The organism is Micromonospora sp. IBHARD003, from assembly GCF_056106285.1.
This window is the reverse complement of record NZ_JBWBBX010000001.1, coordinates 447620-472209: the sequence shown is the minus strand read 5'-3', so window position 1 is coordinate 472209 and position 24590 is coordinate 447620. Positions and strand designations below refer to the sequence as shown.

At 72.0% G+C, this 24590-nt stretch carries 22 protein-coding genes; 13 read left to right on the top strand and 9 right to left on the bottom strand.

Annotation, left to right across the window (positions count from 1 at the left end; translation table 11 throughout):
- Positions 1–36: 36 nt before the first annotated feature.
- The 7 genes from ACTWOL_RS01895 to ACTWOL_RS01865 all read right to left on the bottom strand — a co-directional run bounded on the left by ACTWOL_RS01895 (position 37) and on the right by ACTWOL_RS01865 (position 6480).
- A complete protein-coding gene (locus ACTWOL_RS01895; RefSeq protein WP_474293606.1) occupies positions 37–435 on the bottom strand; it encodes a PTS-dependent dihydroxyacetone kinase phosphotransferase subunit DhaM in 399 nt (132 codons plus the stop codon).
- Complete coding sequence (gene dhaL, locus ACTWOL_RS01890) at positions 432–1052, bottom strand: dihydroxyacetone kinase subunit DhaL (protein ID WP_474293604.1); 621 nt, start codon at positions 1050–1052, stop codon at positions 432–434. Before dhaL ends, ACTWOL_RS01895 begins: the two co-directional genes overlap by 4 nt.
- 36 nt (positions 1053–1088) lie before the next feature.
- Positions 1089–2081 (bottom strand): dihydroxyacetone kinase subunit DhaK, encoded by a 993-nt coding sequence (dhaK, locus tag ACTWOL_RS01885; protein WP_474293602.1) that lies wholly within the window; start codon positions 2079–2081, stop codon positions 1089–1091.
- A 273-nt stretch (positions 2082–2354) separates the two neighbouring features.
- Positions 2355–3809 (bottom strand): MFS transporter, encoded by a 1455-nt coding sequence (locus ACTWOL_RS01880; RefSeq protein ID WP_474293601.1) that lies wholly within the window; start codon positions 3807–3809, stop codon positions 2355–2357.
- 313 nt (positions 3810–4122) lie between these two features.
- Positions 4123–4572 carry a lamin tail domain-containing protein gene (locus tag ACTWOL_RS01875; protein ID WP_474293599.1) on the bottom strand — a complete coding sequence of 150 codons (450 nt, stop codon included), beginning with the start codon at positions 4570–4572 and terminating at the stop codon, positions 4123–4125.
- A 242-nt stretch (positions 4573–4814) separates the two neighbouring features.
- The gene (locus tag ACTWOL_RS01870; RefSeq protein WP_474293596.1) at positions 4815–5912 is read right to left on the bottom strand and encodes a baeRF3 domain-containing protein; all 1098 of its coding nucleotides are present in this window, start codon (positions 5910–5912) and stop codon (positions 4815–4817) included.
- Between the two features lie 79 nt (positions 5913–5991).
- Positions 5992–6480 carry a DUF1269 domain-containing protein gene (locus tag ACTWOL_RS01865; RefSeq protein ID WP_474293594.1) on the bottom strand — a complete coding sequence of 163 codons (489 nt, stop codon included), beginning with the start codon at positions 6478–6480 and terminating at the stop codon, positions 5992–5994.
- Positions 6481–6704: 224 nt separating this feature from the next.
- Between ACTWOL_RS01865 and ACTWOL_RS01860 the strand changes: the two genes are divergently transcribed.
- The 4 genes from ACTWOL_RS01860 (at position 6705) to ACTWOL_RS01845 (ending at position 11294) form a co-directional block, all read left to right on the top strand.
- A complete protein-coding gene (locus ACTWOL_RS01860) occupies positions 6705–7391 on the top strand; it encodes a FadR/GntR family transcriptional regulator (RefSeq protein ID WP_474293592.1) in 687 nt (228 codons plus the stop codon).
- A complete protein-coding gene (locus ACTWOL_RS01855; protein ID WP_474293590.1) occupies positions 7388–8866 on the top strand; it encodes a hypothetical protein in 1479 nt (492 codons plus the stop codon). Before ACTWOL_RS01860 ends, ACTWOL_RS01855 begins: the two co-directional genes overlap by 4 nt.
- Positions 8863–10698, top strand: a complete 1836-nt coding sequence (locus ACTWOL_RS01850) for a GMC family oxidoreductase (RefSeq protein ID WP_474293588.1) — start codon at positions 8863–8865, stop codon at positions 10696–10698. Before ACTWOL_RS01855 ends, ACTWOL_RS01850 begins: the two co-directional genes overlap by 4 nt.
- A gap of 125 nt (positions 10699–10823) precedes the next feature.
- Positions 10824–11294: a universal stress protein gene (locus tag ACTWOL_RS01845; RefSeq protein WP_474293586.1), complete on the top strand. Its 471-nt coding sequence runs from the start codon at positions 10824–10826 to the stop codon at positions 11292–11294.
- A gap of 27 nt (positions 11295–11321) precedes the next feature.
- On the opposite strand, the gene ACTWOL_RS01840 is transcribed toward ACTWOL_RS01845, so the two are convergent.
- Positions 11322–12926 carry an MFS transporter gene (locus tag ACTWOL_RS01840; RefSeq protein ID WP_474293584.1) on the bottom strand — a complete coding sequence of 535 codons (1605 nt, stop codon included), beginning with the start codon at positions 12924–12926 and terminating at the stop codon, positions 11322–11324.
- Between the two features lie 194 nt (positions 12927–13120).
- On the opposite strand from ACTWOL_RS01840, the gene ACTWOL_RS01835 reads away from it, so the two are divergent.
- From ACTWOL_RS01835 to ACTWOL_RS01805, 7 genes are all read left to right on the top strand, one after another.
- Entirely contained in the window at positions 13121–13765 is a 645-nt protein-coding gene (locus tag ACTWOL_RS01835) for an HdeD family acid-resistance protein (RefSeq protein WP_474293582.1), read from the top strand.
- Positions 13766–13949: 184 nt separating this feature from the next.
- Entirely contained in the window at positions 13950–14378 is a 429-nt protein-coding gene (locus ACTWOL_RS01830) for a DUF7144 family membrane protein (protein WP_474293580.1), read from the top strand.
- 123 nt (positions 14379–14501) lie between these two features.
- Entirely contained in the window at positions 14502–16190 is a 1689-nt protein-coding gene (locus ACTWOL_RS01825; protein ID WP_474293578.1) for a LuxR C-terminal-related transcriptional regulator, read from the top strand.
- 228 nt (positions 16191–16418) lie between these two features.
- The gene (locus ACTWOL_RS01820; RefSeq protein ID WP_474293576.1) at positions 16419–17825 is read left to right on the top strand and encodes an FAD-binding oxidoreductase; all 1407 of its coding nucleotides are present in this window, start codon (positions 16419–16421) and stop codon (positions 17823–17825) included.
- Positions 17826–18011: 186 nt separating this feature from the next.
- Positions 18012–19190: an acyl-CoA dehydrogenase family protein gene (locus ACTWOL_RS01815; RefSeq protein ID WP_474293574.1), complete on the top strand. Its 1179-nt coding sequence runs from the start codon at positions 18012–18014 to the stop codon at positions 19188–19190.
- 356 nt (positions 19191–19546) lie between these two features.
- Positions 19547–20380 carry an Acg family FMN-binding oxidoreductase gene (locus ACTWOL_RS01810; RefSeq protein WP_474293572.1) on the top strand — a complete coding sequence of 278 codons (834 nt, stop codon included), beginning with the start codon at positions 19547–19549 and terminating at the stop codon, positions 20378–20380.
- 149 nt (positions 20381–20529) lie between these two features.
- Positions 20530–20778, top strand: a complete 249-nt coding sequence (locus tag ACTWOL_RS01805; protein ID WP_474293571.1) for a hypothetical protein — start codon at positions 20530–20532, stop codon at positions 20776–20778.
- Positions 20779–20890: 112 nt separating this feature from the next.
- On the opposite strand, the gene ACTWOL_RS01800 is transcribed toward ACTWOL_RS01805, so the two are convergent.
- Complete coding sequence (locus ACTWOL_RS01800) at positions 20891–21265, bottom strand: pyridoxamine 5'-phosphate oxidase family protein (protein ID WP_474293570.1); 375 nt, start codon at positions 21263–21265, stop codon at positions 20891–20893.
- 200 nt (positions 21266–21465) lie between these two features.
- On the opposite strand from ACTWOL_RS01800, the gene ACTWOL_RS01795 reads away from it, so the two are divergent.
- Positions 21466–22368, top strand: a complete 903-nt coding sequence (locus ACTWOL_RS01795; RefSeq protein WP_474293568.1) for an oxygenase MpaB family protein — start codon at positions 21466–21468, stop codon at positions 22366–22368.
- Positions 22350–24584, top strand: a complete 2235-nt coding sequence (locus ACTWOL_RS01790; protein ID WP_474293566.1) for a serine/threonine-protein kinase — start codon at positions 22350–22352, stop codon at positions 24582–24584. The genes ACTWOL_RS01795 and ACTWOL_RS01790 overlap by 19 nt, the downstream gene beginning before the upstream one ends.
- Positions 24585–24590: the final 6 nt, after the last annotated feature.

Here is a 24590-nt window from a genome sequence, read left to right as displayed (position 1 = left end):
GCGCCCGGCGTACGCCCCCCGGTCGCACGAAAAGCCCTACACCTTCCGGTAGCCGTACGCTTCCGTCGCCGCCGCCACCACGGCGTCCAGGCCGGCGCCGGCGGAGGCCGTGACGAGCGCCGCGATCGCGCCCTCGGTGAACGGCGCGTCCACCAGCCGGGTGCCTTCGGGCAGTTCGCCGCCCTCGGCCAGCAGGGTCTTCACGGTCAGCACGGCACTGCCGAGGTCGGCCAGTACGGCGACCCCGGCGCCCCGGTCCACCTCCGCGGCCGCCCTCGTGATCAGTTCCGAGCTGGTGCCGAGTCCGCCGTCGGGCGTGCCTCCGGCAGCCGCGATGGGAGCCTCGCCACCGCCCGACAGCCCCCTGGCCATCGCGGCGACGGAGGCGGCGACCTCCGCGCTGTGCGAGACGAGGACGATGCCCACGAAGCTCACGAGGCCTCCCCGGAACCCGTGTCGGCCGCGGTCTGCGCGAGGGCGGCGATCAGCAGGGCCGCGGACGTCGCTCCCGGGTCCTGGTGCCCGATGCTCCGCTCACCGAGATAGCTGGCCCGGCCCTTGCGCGCCTGCATCGGCACGGTCGCCCGGGCACCCTCACCGGCAGCTTCCCGCGCGGCAGGGAACGACTCGTCCAGAGCCTCCACGGCCGGCTCCAGCGCATCCAGCATGGTCTTGTCCCCGGCCCTCGCACCGCCGAGCTGGGCCACCGCCGCGACGCCGGCCCGCAGCGCGTCCGCGAGCTGCTCCCGTGACACCTCCGGGTCGTCGCCGAGCATCTTGCCCGCGCGCCGCAGCAGCGTTCCGTACAACGGCCCCGCCGCCCCGCCGACCGTGGAGATCAACTGCCGTCCGGACAGCACCAGTACGGCAGCCGGGGTGTCCGGTGCGTCCGTCTCCAGCGCGGCCCTGACGGCGGTGAAACCGCGCTGCATGTTGGTGCCGTGGTCCGCGTCGCCGATCGCCGCGTCGAGTTCGGTGAGTTGCGCGGCCTCACGGTTCATCGCGTCGGCCACGGCGTACATCCAACTGCGGAAGAACCCGGTGTCGAGCACAGGCACTCCTTCTCCCGGTTTCACAGCTTCCATGGATCAGCGGCCCCACCGAAGCGCCGGGGTCTCGACCGGCGCGTCCCACAGCCGCAGCAGTTCCTCGTCCATCGCACAGATCGACACCGAGCAGCCGGCCATGTCGAGCGACGTCACGTAGTTTCCGACGAGCGTACGGGCCACCGGCACGCCCCGCTCGCCGAGCACCCGGTGCACCTCGGCGTTGAAGCCGTACAGCTCCAGCAGCGGCGTCGCCCCCATCCCGTTGACGAGTACCAGAACGGGACTGGACGGCTTCAGGTCCTCCAGGACGGCGTCGACCGCGAAGTCCGCGATCTCCCGGGACGTCATCATCGGACGGCGTTCCCGGCCGGGCTCGCCGTGGATACCGATGCCGAGCTCCAGCTCACCGGCCGGCAGATCGAAGGTCGGGGATCCCTTGGCCGGCGTCGTCACCGCGGTCAGCGCCACACCGAAGCTCCGTGACCGTGCGTTCACCTCGCGCGCGACCGACTCGACGCGCTCCAGCGGCGCGCCCTCCTCGGCCGCCGCCCCCGCGATCTTCTCCACGAACAGCGTCGCGCCGGTCCCGCGCCGGCCGGCCGTGTAGAGGCTGTCCGTCACCGCCACGTCGTCGTTCACCAGCACCTTCGCGATCTGGATGCCCTCGTCCTCGGCCAGTTCCGCCGCCATGTCGAAGTTCAGGACGTCTCCGGTGTAGTTCTTGACCACGAACAGCACCCCGGCGCCGCTGTCGACCGCCGCCGCGGCCCGCACCATCTGGTCGGGTACGGGCGAGGTGAACACCTCACCCGGGCATGCCGCGGCGAGCATCCCCAGACCCACGAACCCGCCGTGCAGAGGCTCGTGCCCGGACCCGCCCCCGGACACCAGCCCCACCTTCCCGGCGACGGGTGAGTCTGCGCGCACCACCACCCGGTTCTCGACGTCCACCCGCAGTCCGGGATGCGCCGCGGCCATGCCCCGCAGCCCATCCGCGACGACCGTCTCCGGCACATTGATGAGCATCTTCATCGCTACCTCCAGGTGAGACGTACGTCGATCGCCGTATCAGTATTTTCCCAGGTCAGGCCGTGCGCCGCGACTTATTGATCTTGTGTCGCCAGGGGGCGCCGTATCGTCGCCCCGCAGGGACCCGCCCGGGACCGGCACCCTCGGCCCGGCCGGCTGCCGCTCCTGTGCGGTCCGGATGGGGACCAGTCGGTCCTGCCCAGCTTCCCGGCCGGCTACGCACACCGCGGGCCGCCGCGCCGGAGGCCGGCGAACCGCAGCCGCCACCACGGGGGACTACGGCGGTGTGACGCGCGGTGCGACGGCGGTCGCTTCCTCACCGGTGAGCTCGTCGAGCGAGTGTCCGGCCGGCTCGATACGGAAGACGAGGGTGACGACGAAGGCGAGCGCGCTCGTCGCCGCGATCCCGTACAGCAGTGCGCTCTGGCCGATGTCCGCGAGGAGCACCGGGAAGAGGAACGTGCCCAGTGCGGCGCCGAGCTTTCCGCAGCCGGCCGCGAAGCCGTGGCCCGCGGCCCGTACGTCCACGGGGAAGACCTCGGCGGGCAGGGCGAACGTCGTCGCGTTGGGGCCCATGTTCATGAAGACGTTGAACACGGCGAACGCGGTGAAGACCACGACGAGGTGGGACGGGGAGCCGCCGGGCAACTGGTCCGACACCCCCAGCAGGGCCAGCGCCAGCGTTATCATCGCGAAGCCGGCGAGCTGGAGAGGGATCCTGCCCACCCGGTCGACCAGCACGATCGCCAGCAGGAATCCGATGACCAGGAAGACGTCCAGGGCGGCCGTGCCCTCGGTGGACGCGATGTCGTCGGCGATGAAGGTGGCGTTCGCACCGCCCAGCGCGAAGCCGGCGAGCAGCGTCGGGGTGAAGATGCCCACGCCGTAGGTCGCGATGTCCATCAGGAACCAGGGCACGGCGGTGAAGACCGTACGCCGCACGAGCCGGCGCGAGAACAACTGAGGCTGGACGAAGGCCTGGAGCCCTTCCGGCGGCGGCGCATGGCGCTCACGGTCCCTCCGCGTCAGCCTGATCTCGTGCCCCGTCATCGCCCGGCCCACCTCGCACGCCTCCTGCTCGTGGCCGTTGCGGGCGAGCCAGCGAGGGCTCTCGGGCATCTTCCGGCGCAGCACGATGATGAGCAGGGCGGGCAGTACCCCGAATCCCAGCATGAGCCGCCACGAGTGGATGTCGGGCAGCAGGAGCAGCACCACCACTCCGACGGCCGACCCCAGCAGGATGCCCGCCGCCTGCAGGCTGAACGCGCCGACGAGCCACCGTCCGCGGGCGCGGGTGGGCAGGATTTCCGCCAGGTAGCTCGCCGCGATCGGGTAGTCCAGTCCCACGGCCACCCCCAGCAGCAGCCGGAACACGATCAGGGACCAGACGTCCCAGGCACAGGCGCACGCGACCGAGAAGACGACGAACAACCACAGGTCGATCCGGAAGATCCGGCTGCGTCCGAGCCGGTCGCCGAGGGGGCCCAGGAGCGCGGCGCCGAGCGCGGCGCCGACGATCGCGGCCGCCGAGAGCAGTCCCTGCTCGGCGGCGCCCACGCCGAAGTCCCTGGCGATCAGAGGATTCGCCACGCCGATGATGAAGAAGTCGAACCCGTCGAGCATGATCCCGAGGCCGGCCAGCAGCCAGAACCTCAGATGCAGCCGTGACATCGCGGAGTTGTCGAGTGCGGCGCCGAGTGACGGCAGGCTGCCGGGAGCTCCGTTGGTCACCAAGGGCACGGTGAACGCCCCCCAAGCCGGTCTGTGCTTGCTTCGGTCGACGGCGCAAGGGCCGGTGCCGCGGGTCGGCGGCGGACGGCCAGCGCCGAGTCAAGGCCACGGGGAGGAACGGATCAACGTGCCACGCGGGCGCGTCGCCGAGACGTCATCCCTCCGTCGACCGCCGGCAAGGCTCGGGGGCGCGTCGCGTACGCGGGTGGGGGAGCCGTCCCGCCCGGCGGCGCGGGCGCAGCGGAAAGGGCCTGCCGGACAGACCGGCAGGCCCTCGGCCCTGAACGGACCTGGGTGAACGGATCAGCTCACCTCAGCACATCTTGTAGTCGACCCGGGTCGAGTTGTACGCGCACGTGTCCACCGTGGCACCGGTCGACCGCTTGAGGGTCGCCGTGTCCTTGTCGTTGTTCCACACGTACCAGGCGCGCCCCTGGTAGCGGTTCGTGGTGGTGTTGGTGCCCTTGCCGGTGCGGATCGTGACGATCTTGCCCTTGCCGAGGGTGAAGGCACCGAAGGTGTACCTGTGGTTCGAGGCGTCCGTCAGGGTCCAGCCCTTCAGACTGACGGCGGCCGATGTGGTGTTGCGGATCTGCACGTACTCGGCGTTGAGACTGGTGTTGCCGCCGCGGTCCGAGCCCGGGCTGTCGTAGTAGATCTTGTACAGATGGACCGAGCCGGCCGCCTGGGCGGGAGACGGCAGCAACAGGAGCCCCGCCGCGGCCGACATGGCGGCAGCGGCGAAGGTGCGTATGCGGAGCATGGATGTCCCTCGTGTTCCGGCCGGGCACCCCCCAAATCGGGCCCGGCGAGGCGCTCAGCCTAGGGGCTTGACGGACACGGTGGGACGGAGTCGGGAAAACGGGTAACTTCGTACGTCAGTGCACGGGGCGGGGCGGAGGGGACAGCCGGGCAGCGAGGGACGGGGCTGCCAAGTGCCGCGGTGACGCGGGGTCGCCGGGCGCGCATCGGCGCCCGGCGGCTCAGTCGCCCAGGAGGCTCGCCTCAGTAGCGCAGAGCGCTCGCGATACCGCCCACGCCCGCGAGGGTCCCGTCGGGGACGAAACGCACTTCCGCGCCCGTGTCCAGGGACTTCTCCACGATCTCGTCGACGATGTCGTCGAGGGCGTCCCGTTCGCCGGGCTCCGCCGGCAGCAGATGGCCGCCGGAGTCGCGCACCGTCTCCCAGTAGTTCTCCTCGACGGCCAGCAGTGCCACCCGGCCGGACATCGCGTTCTGGTGGATCTCGTCCAGTCCCGCGGCGAAGGCTCGCCGGCCACGCGCCCGGTCCAGCTCGGCGAGCACACCGTCGACCTCACGGCGCGCCCGGTCCTCGACGTACGGGCGCACCGCGTGCCAGACGGCTTCCGCCGGCCCGTGGGTCAGGCCGGCGAGCGGGACATGGACCGCCTTGCCTTTGGCGACCGTGCCCGCGTGGTCGAGCAGGGCGAGCGCCGCCGCCTCGCCGGCCACGTACAGCGGACGGGGATCGGACTTGAGCACCGTGCCCATCGCGGAGTCCGCCGCCTTCAGGAACTGGCGGGTCGACTCGTCGGTGAAGGTGCTCGGCACGTCCCCGATCCGCTCCCTGCGCTCGGCGTCGAAGTTCTCGAAGGTCCGGGTCATCGGGAACGCGCCGGTCCGGGTTTCGGTGATCCGGTCCTCCGCGCCGCTCCACAGCGTGACGTGGTCGGAGGAAACGGTCAGCACCCAGAAGGGGCGCTCGGCGGCCTGGGCCGAGACGAGGTTGCGGGTCAGAAACGTGTCGGACAGCACCACGCGTTCGGGCACGGCCCGGCCGAGCATCCACACCTGGTGTTCTCCCGGGGCCGCGAAGACGACGAGACCGTCCTCGGCGTGTACGAGGTCGATCTCCGCCATGGCGCGGTCCAGCTCCTCGCCGACGGCGAGGCGGGTGGCCCGGGTGATGGCGGGATCGGCCTCCAGCTGCTCCTTGGCCTCGGTCATCAGATTGCGCAGCCGTACCGGATCCTGGGCGTTGCCCGGTTCACGGCGGTGTGTGGGCATGAGCAGCGACACCGCGGGGTAGGGCCGCTGCCGCCGCAGCCGGGCGAGGGTTTCGGAGCTGAGAGAGGGGTGCATCGGAACCCTTTCTGAGCATGCGGGACATGATGCGGGCATCCTGACCGGCACCGAAGGGCCGGCCGGACGCCGGGTGTGCCTACGCGGAGCCGGTGAGCTGCTCGGCGAGCTCTCTCTCGGTCTCCTCGTCGAGCGAAGTCTTGAGAACGGTGCCCCCGTGCGGCCGCATCGCCGCGGCGAACTCCTCGTCGCCGATCCTCGAAGCCATGACCACGACCGCCGCGGAACCGGGTTCCAGGAGTGACCGGACGTGCTCGCGGAAGGTGTCGTCGACCCCCATCGCGCGCAGCTTCCCGAAGAGGCCGCCGACCGCCGCGCCCACCACGCCGAGGGCGGGCGTGGCGACGAGGAGTCCGAGGACCATGGCCCAGAGGGCACCGGCGGTGGCGGACAGGGCGATCTTGTCGTCCCGGCGGGGTGTGTCCACGTGGGTCTCGCCGGCTTCGTCGACCGAGACGACCGCGACTCCGGTGAGATCGACCGCGTCGCTCTGCATCCCCTGCACCGTCCCGAGGGCCTCGTGCGCGACCTCGGGGCTGTCGTAGCCGATGACGACAAGCTCGGACATCAGCGCCTCCTCGATCTTCGGAGCAGCACCGGTATGTCTGAACCATATGTCCGATTCAGGGTGACCGCTTCCGGGTGTATGTCCCATCTATCGCGTTCCGTGTGTGCTGTCTCCCGGGGGTGACGGGCGCGTCGGGAAGGCATGGCCGTTGACTTTTGCCAACGCCTATTGGTTGAGTGGCTCATCCACTGAGCCACTGGAATTGAGTCAACGGGAGGGACCGCGTGGAGGCACTGCCCCGCGAAACGATCGTCGACGTCCTCGAGAGCCGCCTGCGCGAGGACATCTTCACGGGACGCCACCCCGCCGGCAGCCTGCTGCCGCCGGAACGGCAACTGGCCGACGGCTACGGAGTCACCCGCACCACCCTCAAGCACGCCTTCGGCCGTCTCGCCCAGGCCGGCCTCCTGGAGACCCGGCACGGTGTGGGCACCAGAGTGCGTGACTATCTGCGGCTCGGCGGGGCCGATCTGCTGCCGATGCTGGTCCGGCACAGCCCAGACTGGATCGGTGAGATCTTCGAAGTACGCCGCAGCATCGGGGCGTTGATCGCCGAACGGGCGGCGGACCGCGCCACCGACGGGCAGCGGGCCGAACTGCGCACCCTGCTGGCCGCCGTGGGGGCGGCCGGGAGCCCTGACGAGGTGCAGTTGGCCGACATCGAGGTGCACCGGGCGCTCTCCCGCGCCACGGGCAACCGGGTCTACGTCCTGCTCACCAACACCCTCTTCAACGCCTATCTCCCCGTACGGGCCGCCCTCGTGGGCCCCTTCACGGACGCCGCCGTCGCGCACGGACGGCTCGCGCCCGTGGTGGAGTCGGTGACGGCCGGGGACCGTGGCACGGCGCGGCGCGCCGCCGAGGAGTATCTGACCGTGACCGAGCGGATCATGCTGGAGGGCCTCGCATGAGCGGCAGCACGCGGAGCGGCAGTACGACGACGCCCGGCAGGACCGGCATTTCCGCAACCGGCGACTCCGGCACCGGGACCCGGGGCGGAGCCAGGGGCACACTCTTCGGCGAGACGATGCTCGGCACCGTCAGGCTCGACGGCGACGACCGCACCCGCCGGGTCCGCCTCGATCTGCGGGTGTCCGCCGACCGCGTCATGCGGCTCCTCGGCACCACCCAGGCACGCACCACCGGCCGGATACGTATCGCGGGCTGGGCGGACGACCCGCACACCGAGGGCGAGCTGGAGATCTCGCCGCTCGCCCGGCGCCGCATCCGCTACCGCCTCACATTCACCGCCGGCGGCCGCCGGCTCACCCTCGACGGCTGGAAGTCCGTCACCGTGCGGCGGCCGCTCGCCTCGATGACCGTGCTGCCCTTCGCGCTGTACGAGGACGGGGCCCGCATCGGCACGGGCACCCTGCGTTTCCCCGTGGCCACCGGCCTCGTACCGTTCCTGGCGAGCTTCCGCTTCCCGCGCCGCGAGGACGGCGCCCCCCTGATGGCACCGCGCTGGCGGGGCGAACCTGGCCGCACCGAGGTCTGGTACACCACCCTGACGGACCCGGCGACCGGAACCGGCATCTGGCTCCACCACGAACTCGTCGCGCCCAGCGACGGGTCCGAGCCCTACGCACACGGCTGGGCCGCGGTGTTCCCCGAGGACGAGCCGGTGCGCCACGCCCGCTTCGGGCCCGCCAAGTGGACCGGGGACGAATCCGGATTCGCCGCCGAGGGGATCACCGCAGGACCCGGCCGGCTCACCGGCTCCGCCGGCACCCTGAGCTGGGACCTCGCCGAACAGGCCACGGACACCCCGCTGTTCACCTTCCCCCGCTGGTCCTGGCGCCGCCCGCTGCTCCCCGCCGCCCAGATCCTCCCGGCCGCACGAGCCTCGTACGAAGGGACGTTCTCGTACGGGGACACCACCCTGGCACTCGGCGCGGCCCCCGGCGCATCCGCCCGGATCTACGGCCACGGCAACGCCCGCCGCTGGTCCTGGCTGCACGCGGACCTCGGCGGGGGAGACGTCCTGGAGATCGTCGCGGCCGTCTCCATGCGCCCCGGACTGCGCAGGCTGCCGCCGACGGTCTTCCTGCGACTGCGCCGGGGCGGGCGCACCTGGCCGCGGCGGGCCGAACGCCCCGCACTCGGCTGGGCCGGGCTCGGGCGCTTCCGCGCCGCCATCGGACTGCCCACCTGGACGGTCACCGGACGCGCGGGGCTGCGCCGTGTCCGGGTCGAGGTCACCCAGCCCGACGAGCGCACCCTCGCGCTCGACTACACCGACCCGGACGGCGCTCACGCGGTCTGCCGCAACAGCGAACGCGCCGACGCCCACGTACTGCTGGAGCGCTGGTGGTGGGGCGGCTGGCGCACCGAAGCCGAATGGACACTGACGGGCACGGCACACGCGGAGGTGGGGACCCGATGAGTCTCGGGGGCTTTGTGGCGGCGCTGATCGCCGACGACGGAACCGCCGAATGGCCCGCGCGCGTGCCCCGGCGGCTGGAGACGGTCCTCGGGACGATGCCGCTGCCCGCCCGCGCCGGGGTGCGGGCAGCCGCCAGGGCCGTCGACGCCTACGCCGTCGTCCGTACCGGACGCGGACTCACCGCACTGACCGGCGCCGAGCGGGAATCCGTACTCGCCGCTCTCGGCTCCCGGCAGGCACTCGCGCCGCTGCTCGATGTGCTCAAAGTGCCCGTCCTGCTCGCAGCCGGCACCGAGCGGATGCTCCAGCAGGGCCTCCCGGCACCCCTGCTGACGCGGAAGGACCCTCCGCTCGACTGCACCCCGTCCGGCGAGTGGCCCGCTCGGTCCACCGCGGACGCCGTGGTGATCGGCTCCGGGGCGGGCGGCGCCATGGCCGCGCGGACCCTGGCCCGCGCGGGACTGCGCGTGGTCGTCCTGGAGGAGGGACACCACCACACCACCGAGTCGTTCGGACGGCGTACTCCGCTCGACCGGTTCGCCGAGCTCTACCGGGACGGCGGCGCCACCGTCGCCCTCGGCCGGCAGCCGCTGCTGCTGCCGGTGGGCCGGGCGGTCGGCGGTACCACCGTCGTCAACTCCGGCACCTGCTACCGCACACCCGGCCATGTCCTCACGCGCTGGGCGAAGGACTTCGGCTTCGCGCCGGCCGAGGGCTTCGATCCCTGGCTGGACGAAGCCGAACGCACCCTGCAGGTGGCCACCCAGCCCCTCGACGTCCTCGGCAACAACGGCAGGCTCGCTCTCGCCGGAGCCGAACGGCTCGGCTGGGAGGCGGCCCCCCTGCGCCGCAACGCCCCCGGCTGCAAGGGCTCCTGCCAGTGCGTGGTCGGCTGCCCGACCGGTGCCAAGCAGAGCGTCCAGCTCTCCGTGCTGCCCGACGCCTGCGCCGCAGGGGCGCGCATCGTCACCGGCGCCCGGGTACGGAGGATCCTCGTCGACCGGGACCGCCCCGGCGGCTCGCGTGCGGCGGGCGTCCACGTACGCCGCGAGGACGGCAGCGCGTTCGAGATCCTCACCCCGCTGGTCGTCGTCGCCGCGGGCGCTCTGGAGTCGCCGCCGCTGCTGCGCCGCTCCGGCCTCGGCGGACATCCGCGGACCGGCCGCAATCTCAGCGTCCACCCCGCCACCAGCGTCGCCGGACGCTTCGCGGAACCGGTCACCGCATGGGAGGGCGTCCTGCAGAGCGTCGGTGTGGAGGAGCACCACCACGACGGCGTACTGATCGAGGCCACCGCCACCCCGCCGGGCATGGGCTCGTTCGTCCTGCCCGGCCTCGGACGCGAACTGCGGGACGAACTCGACGGAGCGGACCGGCTCGCCACCCTGGGAGCCATGATCGCCGACCGTCCCTCGGGCCGTGTGATCGGCCGCGACCGCACCCTGCTCCGCTACGACCTGGACCGCCGTGACGCGGGCAGGCTGATGCGGGCCGTACGAGCCATGGGGGAGCTGCTGTTCGCCGCGGGGGCGGAGGAGGTCCTCACCGGGATCCCCGTCGCCCCCCGGGCCGGAACGCTGCGGGAACTCGACGACGTGCTCGCACGGGTCGGCCCCGGGCAACTGCATCTGTCCGCCTACCACCCGACCGGAACCGTGGCCGCGGGCGCCGACCCGCAGCGGTTCCCGGCCGACGGTACGGGACGGCTGCGCGGCGTGGCGGGAGTGCTGATCGCGGACGCGTCGGCGCTGCCCGGGTGTCCCGAGGTCAACCCGCAGCTGAGCATCATGGCGGCGGCGCTCGCGATCACCGAGGCACAACTCGGGCGGTGAGCCTCGGCGCCGCTTCTGACGCCCTTCGCCGCTGCTGCTTCCGGTACCTCATGGCGGCCCTCGCCTGGCGGACCGCGCCCGCGTCGCGCAGCGTGGATGCGGGGACCGCGAGAAAGGTGGACAGGATGAGCACGCACGAACCGGGCCTGCGCGTCGTGGTGGGCGTCGACGGTTCACCCTCGTCGCACGCCGCACTGCGCTGGGCGGTCCGGCACGCCGGCCTCATCGGAGCCACGGTGGAGGCGGTCGGGGCCTACGAGGTACCGGGAGAGCACGGCTGGTCCGCCCCCGCGGTGGACGCCGACCTCGACCAGGAGAACGCCCGCACCGCCCTCGCCGAGGAGCTCCGTACCGTGCTGGGCGACACAGGGAACACCCGGGTGCACCACCACCTGATGCACGGCAACCCCACCGAGGTGCTGCTCAGCGCCTCGGACGGAGCGGAACTGCTGGTGGTGGGAAGCCGGGGCCGCGGTGGCTTCGCCCGTATGCTGCTCGGCTCCGTGAGCCAGCAGGTCGCGCAGCACGCCACCTGTCCCGTCGTCATCGTCCGCCCGGCGACCGAGAAGACCACCGGGGCGGCGGGCGGCACCTGACACCACAGGTTGGTTTCGACCACCTCTTCAGGCGCCCTCACCGCCACCGCCCGCAGCCCCTGTGAGCCGTTCGTCGGGCAGCCGGCGGGTGAAGGCGAACGCGGCGAGTGCCACGCCCGCCGTGGCCAGGATCGCGGCCTTGAGACTGCCGATCTGGGCGTCGGCGTACGCGCCGACGACCGCGTCGACCTCACCGGGCGGCAGCCCGGCCGCCACGGCCGCCGAACGCACCTGATCCGTGCTCACGAAGCTGACCCCCGCTTCGACGGCCACACCGGTCTGCGAGCGCACGGCGTCCGAAATCCGGGGATCGTCGGTGATCCGGGTCGTGAACACGCTCACCAGAGCAGTGATCAGAAGGGCACCGATGAACGCCGTGCCCAGCGAGGACCCGAGGTTCTGTGCCGTGTACTGCAGTCCGCCGGCCTCGCTGCGCTCCGCTTCCCCGACACTCGACTGCACCACATTGCCCAGCTGTGAGGCGAGCAGCCCCATGCCCAGTCCCAGCAGCGCCATGGCCACCGCGAAATGCACGTCGTCGAGCCGGGGCTCGATCCCGGCGATCAGCCACACGATGGAGACGAGCAGTACCGCGAGGCCGCCCCTGACCATCGTCCTCGGCCCGGCGAATCGGCCGACGAGAGGGCCGCTCATGGACGCGACCAGCATGGTCGCCGACACCGGGAGCAGCCGCAGACCCGTCTGGAACGCGTCGAGCCCCTGGACGACCTGGAGATACAGCGGGATCACGAAGAACAGGCCGAGCAGCACGAGGTTCTGGCAGAGCAGCAGCCACAGCCCGGACCGCAGCGCCGGGATGCCGAAGAGCGATAGCCGGACGAGTGGGTCGCGCCCCTGGGCCTGCCGGTGATGCTCCCAGGCGCGGAAGAGTCCCAGGACGACACCTCCGGCCGCGATGACGAACAAAGTGGGCGAGAAACCCAACACCGTGAACGGTGCACTGCGCGGCTTCAGCCACCCCCACGTGCTGCTCTGCAGTACGCCCAGGACCAGGAGGGCCAGGCCTGCGCCCGACAGCGCGGCGCCCACGACGTCCAGCCGGACCTTCGGGCCCGGCTGGGGATGGTCCTCGATCCAGCGGAAGAAGCACAGGATGACCACCACCACGACGACTTCGCCGGCGAAGACCAACCGCCAGGTCAGATAGGTCGTCACCCACCCGCCCAGCAGCGGCCCCACCGCGATCCCCGCCCCCGCCAGCCCGCCGATGACCCCGTAGGCCACGGCACGGTCCCGGCCGCGGTACGCGCCGGCCACCAGCGCGGCCAGGGCAGGGAGGACCAGGGCGGCTCCGAGTCCTTCGATCACCGACCAGCCCGTCGCGAGCACCCCCACGGTCGGCGCCACGGCGGTGATCGCGGAACCGATTCCGTACACGATCAGGCCCACGCCGAACATCCTCCGGCGACCGAGGATGTCCCCCACCCTCCCCCCAGTGATCATGAACGCGGCCATGACCAGGGTGTAGAGCGTGATCACGCCCTGGATCGCGGTGACGTCGGTGTCGAAGTCCTCCACCAGACGGCTGATCGACACGTTCATTACCGAGGTGTCCAGCACCATGAGGAACTGGGCCGTCCCGAGGATGGCCAGAGCCCGCCAGCGTTTCATCGGTGCGTACCTCCACAGGCCCGGGATGCGGCCCGGGTGTCCGGCCGGACAGGGCCCAGCGTCCCAGGGAGAGGGATCCGGGCTGGAGCAGCTCTCCCGGCTGCGTCCATCCGTCGGCCGACAATCACTCCTGTGGGGTGAGTCCCGGACGGCATCGCGGGCGGACACTGGGTGAGGGAGGAGGGAGGCGCACCATGACCACATCCTCCGATTTCCGGGCCGGGAACGGCCCGAGGGATCCCGTGGACGTCCTCGGCGACGTGGGGAGTTCATGGGGCTGGGCGCTCGGCCTGGCCCTGGCGACCCTGATCCCCGGGATCCTCGTACTCGTATGGCCCGACGAGACCCTGCACGTCCTGGCGGTCATCATCGGGCTGCAGCTACTGATCGCCGGAGGGTTCCGCTTCGTCACCGCGCTCTCCGGCCGTGACCGCGAAGGCAGCCGCGTGGCCGGAGTGCTCATCGCCGTGGCAGCGGTGCTGGCGGGGGTGCTGGTCCTGCGGCACCCGCTCCAGACCATCGCGGCGCTGTCGCTCATCGTCGGAGCCGTCTGGCTGCTGTCCGGGCTGATGACGGCCTATGTCGCCGTGGCGGACCGGGGGCTGAGGCACCGGGGAGTCACCTTCGCCACCGGCGCGCTCGGCGTCGTCGCAGGGATCGTCGTCCTGTCCTTCCCCGTGGATTCCGCGGTCGCCCTGGCCCGGCTGCTGGGCCTGTGGCTCGTGCTGCTGGGTCTGCTGGAGCTGGCCGGGGCGTTCGCCCTGCGGTCCGCGATCCGCGCGGCACGGCACGACCGGACCGGCAGCGGATCCCCCGGCACCGGGGCGGCACCGGGCTGACCGGTCCGCCGAGGGCCGGGCCCACCCGGCCCACCCGCCACGGGTGAAGGGAGCGTGAGGGGAGCCGGGCCCTCCACGGGCCGGACTTCACACCCGGGAGCCTCCGGCGCGCTGCGACCGGTGCGCCCCGTCCGCGCAGACCGCCCCGGCACAGGGGCGGCACCGAAACGAATCGAGGCACAACATGACTTCCACGTCTCATCCCCGTTCCGGGATGTCCGGGGAGGTGGCCGAGGGCCTTGTCCTGTTCACCGCCGTGATGCTGCTGATCGCGGGCATCCTCGACATCTGCCGGGGCATCATGGCGATCGCCAAGGACGAGATCTTCGTCGTCACCCCCGGCTATGTCTTCAAGTTCGACGTAACCGGCTGGGGCTGGATCCATCTGATCCTCGGTGTGGTGGCACTCGCGGCCGGTATCGGTCTGTTCAAGGCCCAGGCCTGGGCCCGGGTGGTCGGTATCGTCGTGGCGACGCTGCTGATCATCTCGAACTTCCTGTCGCTGCCCTACACCCCGGTGTGGGCGATCGTGGCCATCGCCTTCTGCGTGTTCGTGATCTGGGGCCTGTGCGTCGCCGGACGTGACTCCTTCACCGGAGCGCCCAGGGTCTGAGCCCCGGCGCGCCGGGTGCGCCGGGATCCGCCGGGCGCCGGTGACCAACGGCGGCCGGGCAGGGGCGGCCGGTTCCCGCCGCCCCTGCCGCTCCTATCCTGGTGGGAGCGGAAGGAGCCGCGCGTGGCCGAACGGATCACCGTCACCGGGGACGCGACCGGCCACGAGCACGAACCGCTGCTGGAGCGGGCCAGGGCCTTGGTCGCCCACGAGGCATGGGCCGAGGCGTACGAGGCCCTGCACCGCCTGGACACCGGGCGGCTCGGTCCGGACGATCTGGCGGCACTGGCCGACGCGGCCTGGTGGACCAGCCGGGTCGAGGAGTCCGTCGCGGCACGTATGAAGGCCTACTCCGGCTACAGCGCCGCCGGCCACGCACGGGGAGCCGGCTACAGCGCGTGGATGCTCTTCTACGAGTACCGGCTCGCCGGACGCACCGCGGCTGCGGCGGGCTGGCTGCGCCGGGCCAGGCAGCAACTCGGCGATGAGCCCGAGTGCGCCGAGCAGTGCTATCTCGCCTGGGTCGACACGGAGGACGCGCAGAGCCGCGGCGCCTTCGACGAAGCCCTGGCCTGTGCGGGCCGGATGGCAGGGATCGCCCGGCGCTGCCGCAGTCCGGACCTGCTCGCCATGAGCACCCAGGCCGAAGCCGGGGTCCTGCTGGCCGCCGGCCGGATCGCCGACGGGCTCTCGAAGCTCGACGACGCCATGTGCGCGGCCATGGCGGGTGAGCTCAGCTCTTTCTTCACCGGCTGGATCTACTGCCTGGGCCTCCAGCACTCCATGGCGTCCGCGGACCTCGAGCGGGCCGCCGAATGGACCGACGCGGCCATGGACTGGTGTGCGTCCATGCCGGAGGAGAACAACTTCCGGGGACTGTGCCGCGTCCACCGTGTCCAGGTGCTGGAGCTGCGCGGCGCCTGGCCGCAGGCCACCGCCGAAGCCGCCCTGACTTGCGAGGAGCTGCTGCCGTACGAGGCGGGAACGGCCGCGGAGGCGGTCTATCTGACCGGCGAGATCCAGCGCAGACGCGGGGAGAAGGCCGCGGCGGAGGCGTCGTACGGCCGCGCGCACGAACTCGGCCGTGACCCGCAGCCGGGCCTGGCACTGCTGCGCCTGGCCCAGGGCAGGGCCGCCTCCTCAGCCGCCGCCCTGCGCCTGGCGCTCGCGGACCGGACCGGCGGCGGGAGCCCGGCCCGGCTCGGGCGATGCAGACTGCTGACCGCCCAGGTGGAGGTCTCGCTCGTACTCGGCCGGCTCGACGAGGCCCGTACCGCGGCGGACGAACTCGCGTCCCTCGCGCACTCCTGGGAGCTGCTGCGTGAATCGGTGACCACGGTGCTGCACGCGATGGCAGCGGCGGCGGACGGTGCGGTGGCGGCCGCAGGCCATGAACCCGAGCGCGCGGTGGGCCTGCTGCGCCGGGCGCTGGCGCTGTGGCTCGAACTCGGGGTGCCGTACGAGGCCGCGCAGGTGCGGATGGCGCTGGCCGCTGCCGCCAGGGACGCGGGTGACGACGAGGGCGCGCGGCTGGAGATCGGTGCGGCCCGTGCCACGTTCGAGGCGCTGGGCGCGGAGCCCGATGCCCGCCGCGCCGCCGGCCTGCTCAGCCTCCCCGGCCGGCTCACCGAACGTGAGACCGAGGTGCTGCGCCTCGTCGCCCTGGGCGGGACCAACCGGTCCATCGCCCTGGAGCTGACCATCAGCGAGCACACCGTCGCGCGCCACCTCAACAACATCTTCGCCAAGCTCGATGTGTCGTCGCGGGCCGCGGCGACGGCCTACGCGTACACCCACGGGCTCGTCGCGTAGAGCACACGAGCCGCACGAGGTGCGCGAGCCACACGAGCCGCGAGCGGCCTGAGGGGAAGCACGGGGCGCGAGTGTGGCCTCCCGGCGCAGCCGCGGGCCCGGTGTGGGCCGTTCTGCCCATGCCCGACACCGCCGTGATGGGCCGTTGTGGCGATGAGCCCGTACGGACGCGGGCCTACAACGGATCCGTAGCGGTTTCCCCCACATTCCCGGAAGGCGGCGGCGATCGTGAACACCTGCGCACCCACCCAGGACCGCGTCCACACCGGGCGACTGCACGAGACCGTTCACGGCGATGTCATCGAACCCGGCGACCCCGCTTACGACGAGGCCCGCGCGGTCTACAACGCCATGCACGACAAACGGCCCGCGGTGGTCGTACGGGCGGCCGACGCGGGCGACGTCATCACCACCGTGGCGTTCGCCCGCGAGCGGGATCTGCTCCTGGCCGTACGCGGCGGCAGCCACAGCGTCGCCGGCCACGGCACCTGCGACGACGGCGTCGTCCTCGACCTCGGCCGGATGCGCGGGATCCGCGTCGACCCCGGGACCGGCACCGCGACGGCCGAAGGCGGGTGCACCTGGGCCGACGTCAACCACGCCACCCATGCCTTCGGTCTCGCCACGACCGGGGGCATCGTCTCCACCACCGGCATCGGAGGGCTCACCACCGGCGGCGGCATGGGCTACCTCGCCCGGCGCTGCGGGCTGGTCTGCGACAACCTCGTCTCGGCCGATGTCGTCACGGCCGACGGAGCGTTCCTCACCTGCTCCGAGGAGCGGAACGCCGATCTGTTCTGGGCGATCCGGGGCGGGGGCGGGAACTTCGGCGTCGTCACCTCCTTCACGTACCGCCTGCACCCGATCGCCGACGTCCTCGCAGGTCCGACCTTCTATCCGCTCGACGGAGAGGTCCTGCGGCACTACCGCGACCTGATCGGCGACGCCCCCGAGGCGCTCGGCGCCCTGCTCGTCGTCGGGCTCGGCCCGCCGCTGCCCTTCCTCCCGGAGCGCCTGCACGGCCGGCCGCTCTGCGGTGTCCTCACCTGCTGGAGCGGCGAGGAGTCCCGGGACGACGAGATCCTCGCCCGGCTCGCCGGCCTCGGGCCCGTCCACGGACAGCATGTCGGCCGCATTCCGTACCCCGTGGTCAACACCCTGTTCGACGACCTCCTGCCCGCGGGTCTCTTCCACTACTGGAAGGGCACCTTCAGCCGCGGCCTGCCGGACGGAGCGATCGACGCGTACGTCGAGTACGGAGCCACGACCCCCACCGTCCAGAGCGCGACGGTCGTCTTCCCAGTCGACGGCGCCTGCCACCGGGTCGCGCCGGACGCGACCGCGTTCGCCTACCGCGCGGCTGACTTCTCCACCGCGCTCAGCCCGGCCCTGCTCTCCCGCGCCGACTGCGAGGCGCACAGGGGCTGGGCCCGGGCGTTCGCCGCCGCTCTCGCGCCCCATTCCCTCGAGGGCGGCTATGTCAACTTCATGGACGACGACGACCAGCACACGGAACGGGTCCGGGCCAACTACGCCCACAACCACGCCCGGCTGGCCGCACTCAAACAGCGCTACGACCCCGGCAACCTCTTCCGGCTGAACCACAACATCGCGCCCTGGGCACCCGAGGACTGATCCCGGGAGCTCGGCGGTCGCCCGCACCACCCCGCCCGGTCCTGCGCTCCGCGCGCCGGATCTCGCGGGAGCGTGCACGGCCCTTCCGGATTACTGCAACGCGTTCTACTGTGTGCGCGCCGCAGGGACGACGACGCAAGCCGGCACGGGCCCGTCCGCCGGGTCCGCGAGACGCCTGGAGGGGCCGTGCACCTTGCCTACACGCCCGAACAGCAGCAGTTGCGAGCCGAGCTGCGTGCCTACTTCGACGCGCTCGTACCGGACCACGCCTACGCCCGCTACGCCGATCCCGCCGCACAGAAACGCTTCTACCGGGAGACCATCCGCAAGCTCGGCGCGGACGGCTGGCTCGGCGTGGGCTGGCCGAAGGAGTACGGCGGGCGCGGGCTGACACCGATGGAGCAGTTCATCTTCTTCGACGAGGCCGCCCAGGCGGGCGTACCGCTGCCGCTGATGGCCCTCAACACCGTCGGGCCGACGATCATGCAGTACGGCACCGACGAGCAGAAGGCGTACTTCCTGCCGCGGATCCTCTCCGGCGAGATCGACTTCGCGATCGGCTACAGCGAGCCCGACGCGGGCACCGACCTGGCGGCGCTCAAGACCCGGGCGGTCCGCGAGGGCGACACCTATGTCGTCAACGGCCAGAAGATCTGGACCACCAACGGGGACACCGCCGACTGGGTGTGGCTCGCCGTACGCACCGATCCCGATGCCCCGCCGCACAAGGGCATCACCATGCTCCTCGTGCCGACCTCGGACCCCGGCTACTCCTGCACCGTCATCAACACCCTGGCCTCGCACGACACCACCGCCAGCTACTACGAGAACATCCGTGTGCCGGTGTCGCGCCGTGTCGGTGAGGAGAACAAGGGCTGGCGGCTGATCACCAATCAGCTCAACCACGAGCGCGTCACCCTGGCCGCGCACGGGACCATGGCCATCCGCGCCCTCCACGACGTCCAGCGCTGGGCATCCGGAACCGAACTCGCCGACGGACGCCGGGTCATCGACCTCGGATGGGTCCGCGGCCGCCTCGCCCGCACCCACACCAGGCTCGACGCGATGAAACTGCTCAACTGGCAGATGGTGGGCGCCGTCCAGGACGGCAGCCTCACCCCGCAGGACGCTTCCGCGGTCAAGGTGTACGGATCCGAGGCCCGGCGCGACGCCTACGCCTGGCTGATGGAGGTCGTCGGGGCCGCAGGCCCGCTGAAGGAGGGCTCGGCCGGAGCCGTGCTCCACGGCGAACTCGAACGCGGCTACCGCTCGGCCGTGATCTTCACCTTCGGCGGCGGCAACAACGAGATCCAGCGCGAGATCATCTCCTGGATCGGCCTCGGGATGCCGCGCGTGCGGCGCTGACGCCCTGTGACGTCGTAAGAATCGGGGGAACGACCAGGAATCACGGGCGGCGCCACTGAGGCGGCACCCCTGCCGCCCGCCGAGTGCCGCAAAGAGAGGCGTTAGCCCCATGCCCATTCACCTGAGCGCCTGATGACGGGGAATGTGGCGCGCTCCGTGGGTGGCGCGACGATCCGGCTCCCCGAAGGGCCCGAGCGCACGACGGCGGAGGGAGTCCATCCGCTTCTCGCGGGTCCTGATTGCCCGGTGCGCGGCTACCGGCCGCTTCTCCGAGCCTGCTGTCGGGCTCCCTCCGTCTCTTCCATGTAAGCACTCCTGACCGCTCCGCCGCCAGGACCCGGGTGGTCTTCCTGAAGGTGACCGTCCCTGCACCCGGCGTGAAAGTCTCGGGGTGCGGTGCCGCACTGTTCAACCTGCGGGTGGCAGCCGCGCGCATCGGCAGGGAACCGGTCACGACGCTCCTGCCTGCCCCCGACGACACATGGCTCCTCGCAGACGTATGGCTCGACCTGCCCGCGCGCCGCGACGACGACCTCGCCGTCCTGCACCCCGCGATCCGGCGCCGGCACACCAGCCGTTTTCCCTTCACCGACGAGCCGGTCCCCGATGCCGTACTGGACGGACTGCGCGGCGCCGCGCGGCTGGAGGGCGCCCGGCTCCATGTCCCCGACGCCTGGCATCTGCAGGAACTCCTCAGTCTGATCCACGATGCCGAAAGCCGCGAGGCCCTCGACCCGGAGGTACGGGAGGAACTGGCCCGCTGGACCCGCACCGGTCCCGAGGGCGACACGACGCCGAAGGAAGGCATCCCGGCGCGCGCGTACGGTCCCCGGCAGCACGACGTCACTGCTCCCGTGCGGGACTTCGCCGCCGGACGGACAGTCCCCGACCGTGATACCGCCGTCTTCGAGAAACGGCCCCGTCTCGCCCTGCTGGGCACGGCAGACGATCAACCGGGCGACTGGCTGCGAGCCGGCCAGGCGATGGAACGGGTGCTCCTGCAGGCCACCTTGGACGGCCTTGCCTGCTCGCTGACGTCCCAGGCGCTGGAATGGCCCGAACTGCGCTGGGCCGTACGTGACCCGGTGTCCGCCATGGGCCACGTCCAGATGGTGATCCGGCTCGGCTACGGGCCGGTGGGCCACCCGACGCCGCGGCGGCCGGTCGGTGATGTGCTCGAGATCGTGTGAATGTTCCGGTGTGCTGTCGTCAGTGGTGCCGTCAGAGCAGAGGGGACCGGTCTGCGGGGCCCGTCCCGGTCGGGAACCGTGCGCGTGTCTCACCCACCCGCTTCGGTGTGAGGAGGCTGTGGCTTCCTGCAGCACTAGGATCGCTGTTCATGGCAGGAATTCCCCATGAACTGATCAGGCTGGAACGCTTCGCCGAAGTCGAGCGCGCCAAGCTCGCGGGCCTCAAAGGCGAGGAGTTCGACGCCCAGCTGCAGGCGTGGCGCGCGGCCGACGACGCCTTCCACGCCGCAGTCGCGGAGTACGCAGCGCGGACTGACGTGGTGATGTCCCGCGAGGACGTCGAGCAACAGGTGAGGAACGCCGCCCGGCGTGCCGACGAGGATCCCGCCGTCGAGTAGCCGGCCACGCGTACGGCGGATACGGGAAGACGAGCGGGGCCTCAGCCCGTGCCCTCGCCGAGCGGCCCCCCGCGCCGCAGCGGATCGGGCGCGGGTGCCCAGTGGCATGACCTCACTGCTCGGCCGTGGTCCAGGGGCTCACGATCCTGCGCCCGGTGATGCGGGAGGGCGTGACGGCCAGCCACAGGTCCCGCTGCCCTCCTGCCCAGGGGGATGTCCGCGCTTCCTCATCCAGCCGCCGGACGAGGGACTCCTCGGTGACGGCCCGGGCCATGCCCACGACCAGCACACTCCAGCCCTGGCTGAACACGTCGTCGATGTGGTCCACCTCGAAGGCCAGTTCACCGCCCGCGGCGAAGGCGGGGACCCTGCCGAGAGCCGTGCGGAGAGCGATCTCGCCGTCGACGGTCTGGTAGTTCACCGGCACTACGGCAGGTCCATATGGGCCGAGAGGGACCGCCGCAGGGCCGTCCGGCCCAAGCGGCATATCGCGCGAGGCAGCCGGCCGCGGGCCGTGAACGTATGACGCGACACTCGAACGAGCGGCGGCGGGGCCGGTACCGTGGAGCCGACGGGGTGGGCGGACCGGCGTGCAGGGCTTCCCGTAACGGATGGCGGCGTACCGATCGGGCACACCGCCCCACAGGTGCCCGGGGGCCGGCGAGAGCTGTGAGGCACACATCGACCATGAGCGCTGAGACGCAGGCGGATCCGGGACTCTTCGGCCCGGGCTCGGTCACCTGGCAGATGCACGGCGACCCGATGATGTGGGTCGCCGGGGTCCGTGCGCTCTACCTCCAGGCCCTGCACCCCCGGGCGGTGCGCGGAGTCATGATCAACAGCGATTTCAGGCGTGACGCCTGGGGTCGTCTGATACGCACCGCGAGCTTCGTCGGCTCCATCACGTACGGCACCACGGAGGCCGCCGAGCGGGCCGGAGCCCGCGTCCGCAGGATCCACCGGCTGCTGGGCGTCGACGATCCCGAGCTGCTGCTGTGGGTGCACTGCGCCGAGGTCGACTCCTATCTCCAGGTCCAGCTGCGTTCCGGTTTTCCGCTCTCGCCCGCGCAGGCCGACCGCTATGTCGACGAGCACCGGGTCAGCGCCCGCCTCGTCGGCCTCGACCCGGACCGCGTCCCCGCCACCACCGCGGAGCTCGCCGCCTACTTCGCAGCGGTGCGGCCCGAACTCGCCGCCGGAGCCGACGCCCGTACCGTCGACGACTTCCTGCGCCGGCCGCCCGCACCCGCCCTGCTCGTCCCGGCACGCGAACTGCTCTGGCGGCGCGTGGCGGCACTCGCTTACAACGCCCTGCCCCCCTACGCCCACGAGTTGTACGGCCGCCCCGCCCCGCCGCCCGACCGTGTCACCCATCAGCTCATCGCCACCGGCAACGCCCTGCGCTGTATCCCCGCCCGGCTGCGCTGGAGGCTGCCGCCCGGTCACATCCTGCGGGCGATGGAACGCCTCGGACCGGGCAGCCGACCCGCGCCGTACACACTCCGTGGGCAGGCGTCCATACTGGACCGTCCGGGGAGGGCGCAGTACAGCGACGGGGGCGACAGCAAGCAATGGCGGACACCAGGCTGATCCACAGCCGGTACCGGCTGCTCGATCTGATCGGGCGCGGGGGCATGGGCGAGGTGTGGCAGGCTCACGACGAGTCGCTCGGCCGGCATGTCGCGGTCAAATGCCTCAAACCCCTCGGGCAGCAGCGCGACCAGCCCATCAGCGATGTCCTGAGGGAGCGCTTCCGCCGAGAGGCCCGGGTCGCCGCCTCCTTGCAGCACCGCGGGGTGACCGTGGTCCATGACTTCGGTGACGACGAAGGCGTGCTCTATCTGGTGATGGAGTTCCTGGAGGGCCGCAACCTCAGCCAACTGCTCGAGGACAACAAACAGCACCCCCTGCCCGTCGCCGACGTCGTCGACATCGCGGACCAGGTCGCCGACGCCCTCGCCTTCACCCATGAACGCGGCATCGTCCACCGTGACCTGAAGCCCGCCAACATCATGCGGCTCACCGACGGCACCGTGAAGATCTGCGACTTCGGCATCGCCCGGCTCGGCCACGACATCGGCTTCACCTCGCGGCTCACCGGGACGGGCGTCGCGATGGGGACCCCGCACTACATGTCGCCGGAGCAGATCAGCGGCGGACAGATCGACCACCGCAGCGACCTGTACTCACTGGGCTGTGTGCTGTACGAGATCGCCACCGGTGTGCCGCCGTTCGACCTCGGCGACACCTGGTCCATCCTCGTCGGACACCGCGACACAGTGCCCGAGCCACCCCGCACCCTCCGCGCCGAGCTGCCCGGGTTCTTCGACCGGATCGTCCTCGACCTGCTCGCCAAGAGCCCGGAGGGGCGTCCCGCCGATGCGCAGGACCTGCGCCGCCGTATCACCGCCGCCCGGTCCGCGCCCCCGACGACACAGCACGTCGCCCGTAAGCCCGAGCCGCAGTGGGCTCAGATCGACCGCAGAATGCCGTCCTGGACCCGCGGAATGACCACGGGGCACAAGGCGGTCGGTGCCGGCGCGCTGCGCTCGGCTCCGCCCGACCTCACCGCCGGTCTCACCGGGGAGTGGACGACCGGGACGGACGTACGCGAGCCGCTCTCCGGCCCGCCCCGGGGTTCCGAGCGCCCCACCCCGGCGCCCGAACTGCTCGCCGTTCTCACCAGCCGCCACAACGCGGGCCTCAGCCTGGCCCGCCTCGGGCGCTGGGAAGAGGCCGGCGAGGTGCACCGCGCCGTCCTCGCGGAGCGCGAGCACCTGCTCGGCGCCGACCATCCCGAAACCCTCGCCAGCCGCTACGAGGTCGGCTTCACCCTCAGCAGGACCGGACGCACCACGGACGCGTTGGACGCGTTCGGCCGTGTCGCCGACGGACGCGAGCGCGCCCTGGGCCCCGACCACCCGGAGACCCTCGCCGCCCGGCAGGAGACGGCGTACGTCCTTGGCCAGCTCGGCCGCCACTTCGAGGCGCACCAGGTGTACTCGGCGGTGCTGACGTCCCGTGAACGCTCCACGGGCCCCGACCATCCGGACACCCTGCGCTGCCGCCACAACCTCGCCTTCAATCTGAGCAGACTCGGCCGCCTGGAGGACTCGTACCGGATGTCCTGCGACGTCGCCGCCGCCCGGGAGCGGGTGCTGGGGTCCGCGCATCCGGACACCCTGGTCACCCGCTACGAGGTCGCCTACGCACTGGGCCAGCTGGGCCGCTGGACGGAGGCCCTGCAGACCTACCGGGAGGTGGCCTCCATCCGGGTGCACTCCCTCGGAGCCGACCATCCCGACACGCTCGCCGCCCGCTACGAGGTCGGCATCAGCCTGGGCCGTCTCGGCCGCAGCGCCGAGGCACTGCAGCTGTACCGCGAACTCGTCGCCGACCGCGTCCGCGTACACGGACCCGAGGACCCCGAGACCCTGCGAGCCCGCCACGGCCTCGGGGTCAATCTGGGGCGGCTCGGCCGCTGGGGGGAGGCGCTCGCCGAGGCCCGCGACGTCTGTGTGATCCGGGAACGGGTGCTGGGACCCGGACACCCCGACACCCTCGTCAGCCGTCGCGAGGTCGCCGTCGGCCTCGGCTGGCTGGGCCGCTGGGCGGACGCGCTGACCGTCTACCGCCAGGTCGCCGAGGCCCGGGAGCACGTCTTCGGCGCCGGTCACCCCGACACCCTGGCCAGCCGCAACGACGAGGCCCACTGCCTCGAACAGCTGGGCCGCGGCGCCGAGGCGGTCGAGCTGTACCGCCGGGTGGCGGCGCTGCGGCAGCAGAGCGGGGCCGGGGGCCACTGAGCGACC

Coding starts and splice junctions, on each gene's coding strand:
- ACTWOL_RS01855 (WP_474293590.1), top strand. CDS start 7,388: ATGAGCGGCAGCACGCGGAGCGGCAGTACGACGACGCCCGGCAGGACC.
- ACTWOL_RS01875 (WP_474293599.1), bottom strand. CDS start 4,572: ATGCTCCGCATACGCACCTTCGCCGCTGCCGCCATGTCGGCCGCGGCG.
- ACTWOL_RS01870 (WP_474293596.1), bottom strand. CDS start 5,912: ATGCACCCCTCTCTCAGCTCCGAAACCCTCGCCCGGCTGCGGCGGCAG.
- ACTWOL_RS01805 (WP_474293571.1), top strand. CDS start 20,530: ATGGCAGGAATTCCCCATGAACTGATCAGGCTGGAACGCTTCGCCGAA.
- ACTWOL_RS01830 (WP_474293580.1), top strand. CDS start 13,950: ATGACTTCCACGTCTCATCCCCGTTCCGGGATGTCCGGGGAGGTGGCC.
- ACTWOL_RS01835 (WP_474293582.1), top strand. CDS start 13,121: ATGACCACATCCTCCGATTTCCGGGCCGGGAACGGCCCGAGGGATCCC.
- ACTWOL_RS01795 (WP_474293568.1), top strand. CDS start 21,466: ATGAGCGCTGAGACGCAGGCGGATCCGGGACTCTTCGGCCCGGGCTCG.
- ACTWOL_RS01790 (WP_474293566.1), top strand. CDS start 22,350: ATGGCGGACACCAGGCTGATCCACAGCCGGTACCGGCTGCTCGATCTG.
- ACTWOL_RS01850 (WP_474293588.1), top strand. CDS start 8,863: ATGAGTCTCGGGGGCTTTGTGGCGGCGCTGATCGCCGACGACGGAACC.
- ACTWOL_RS01865 (WP_474293594.1), bottom strand. CDS start 6,480: ATGTCCGAGCTTGTCGTCATCGGCTACGACAGCCCCGAGGTCGCGCAC.
- ACTWOL_RS01845 (WP_474293586.1), top strand. CDS start 10,824: ATGAGCACGCACGAACCGGGCCTGCGCGTCGTGGTGGGCGTCGACGGT.
- ACTWOL_RS01800 (WP_474293570.1), bottom strand. CDS start 21,265: ATGCCGCTTGGGCCGGACGGCCCTGCGGCGGTCCCTCTCGGCCCATAT.
- dhaK (WP_474293602.1), bottom strand. CDS start 2,081: ATGAAGATGCTCATCAATGTGCCGGAGACGGTCGTCGCGGATGGGCTG.
- ACTWOL_RS01840 (WP_474293584.1), bottom strand. CDS start 12,926: ATGAAACGCTGGCGGGCTCTGGCCATCCTCGGGACGGCCCAGTTCCTC.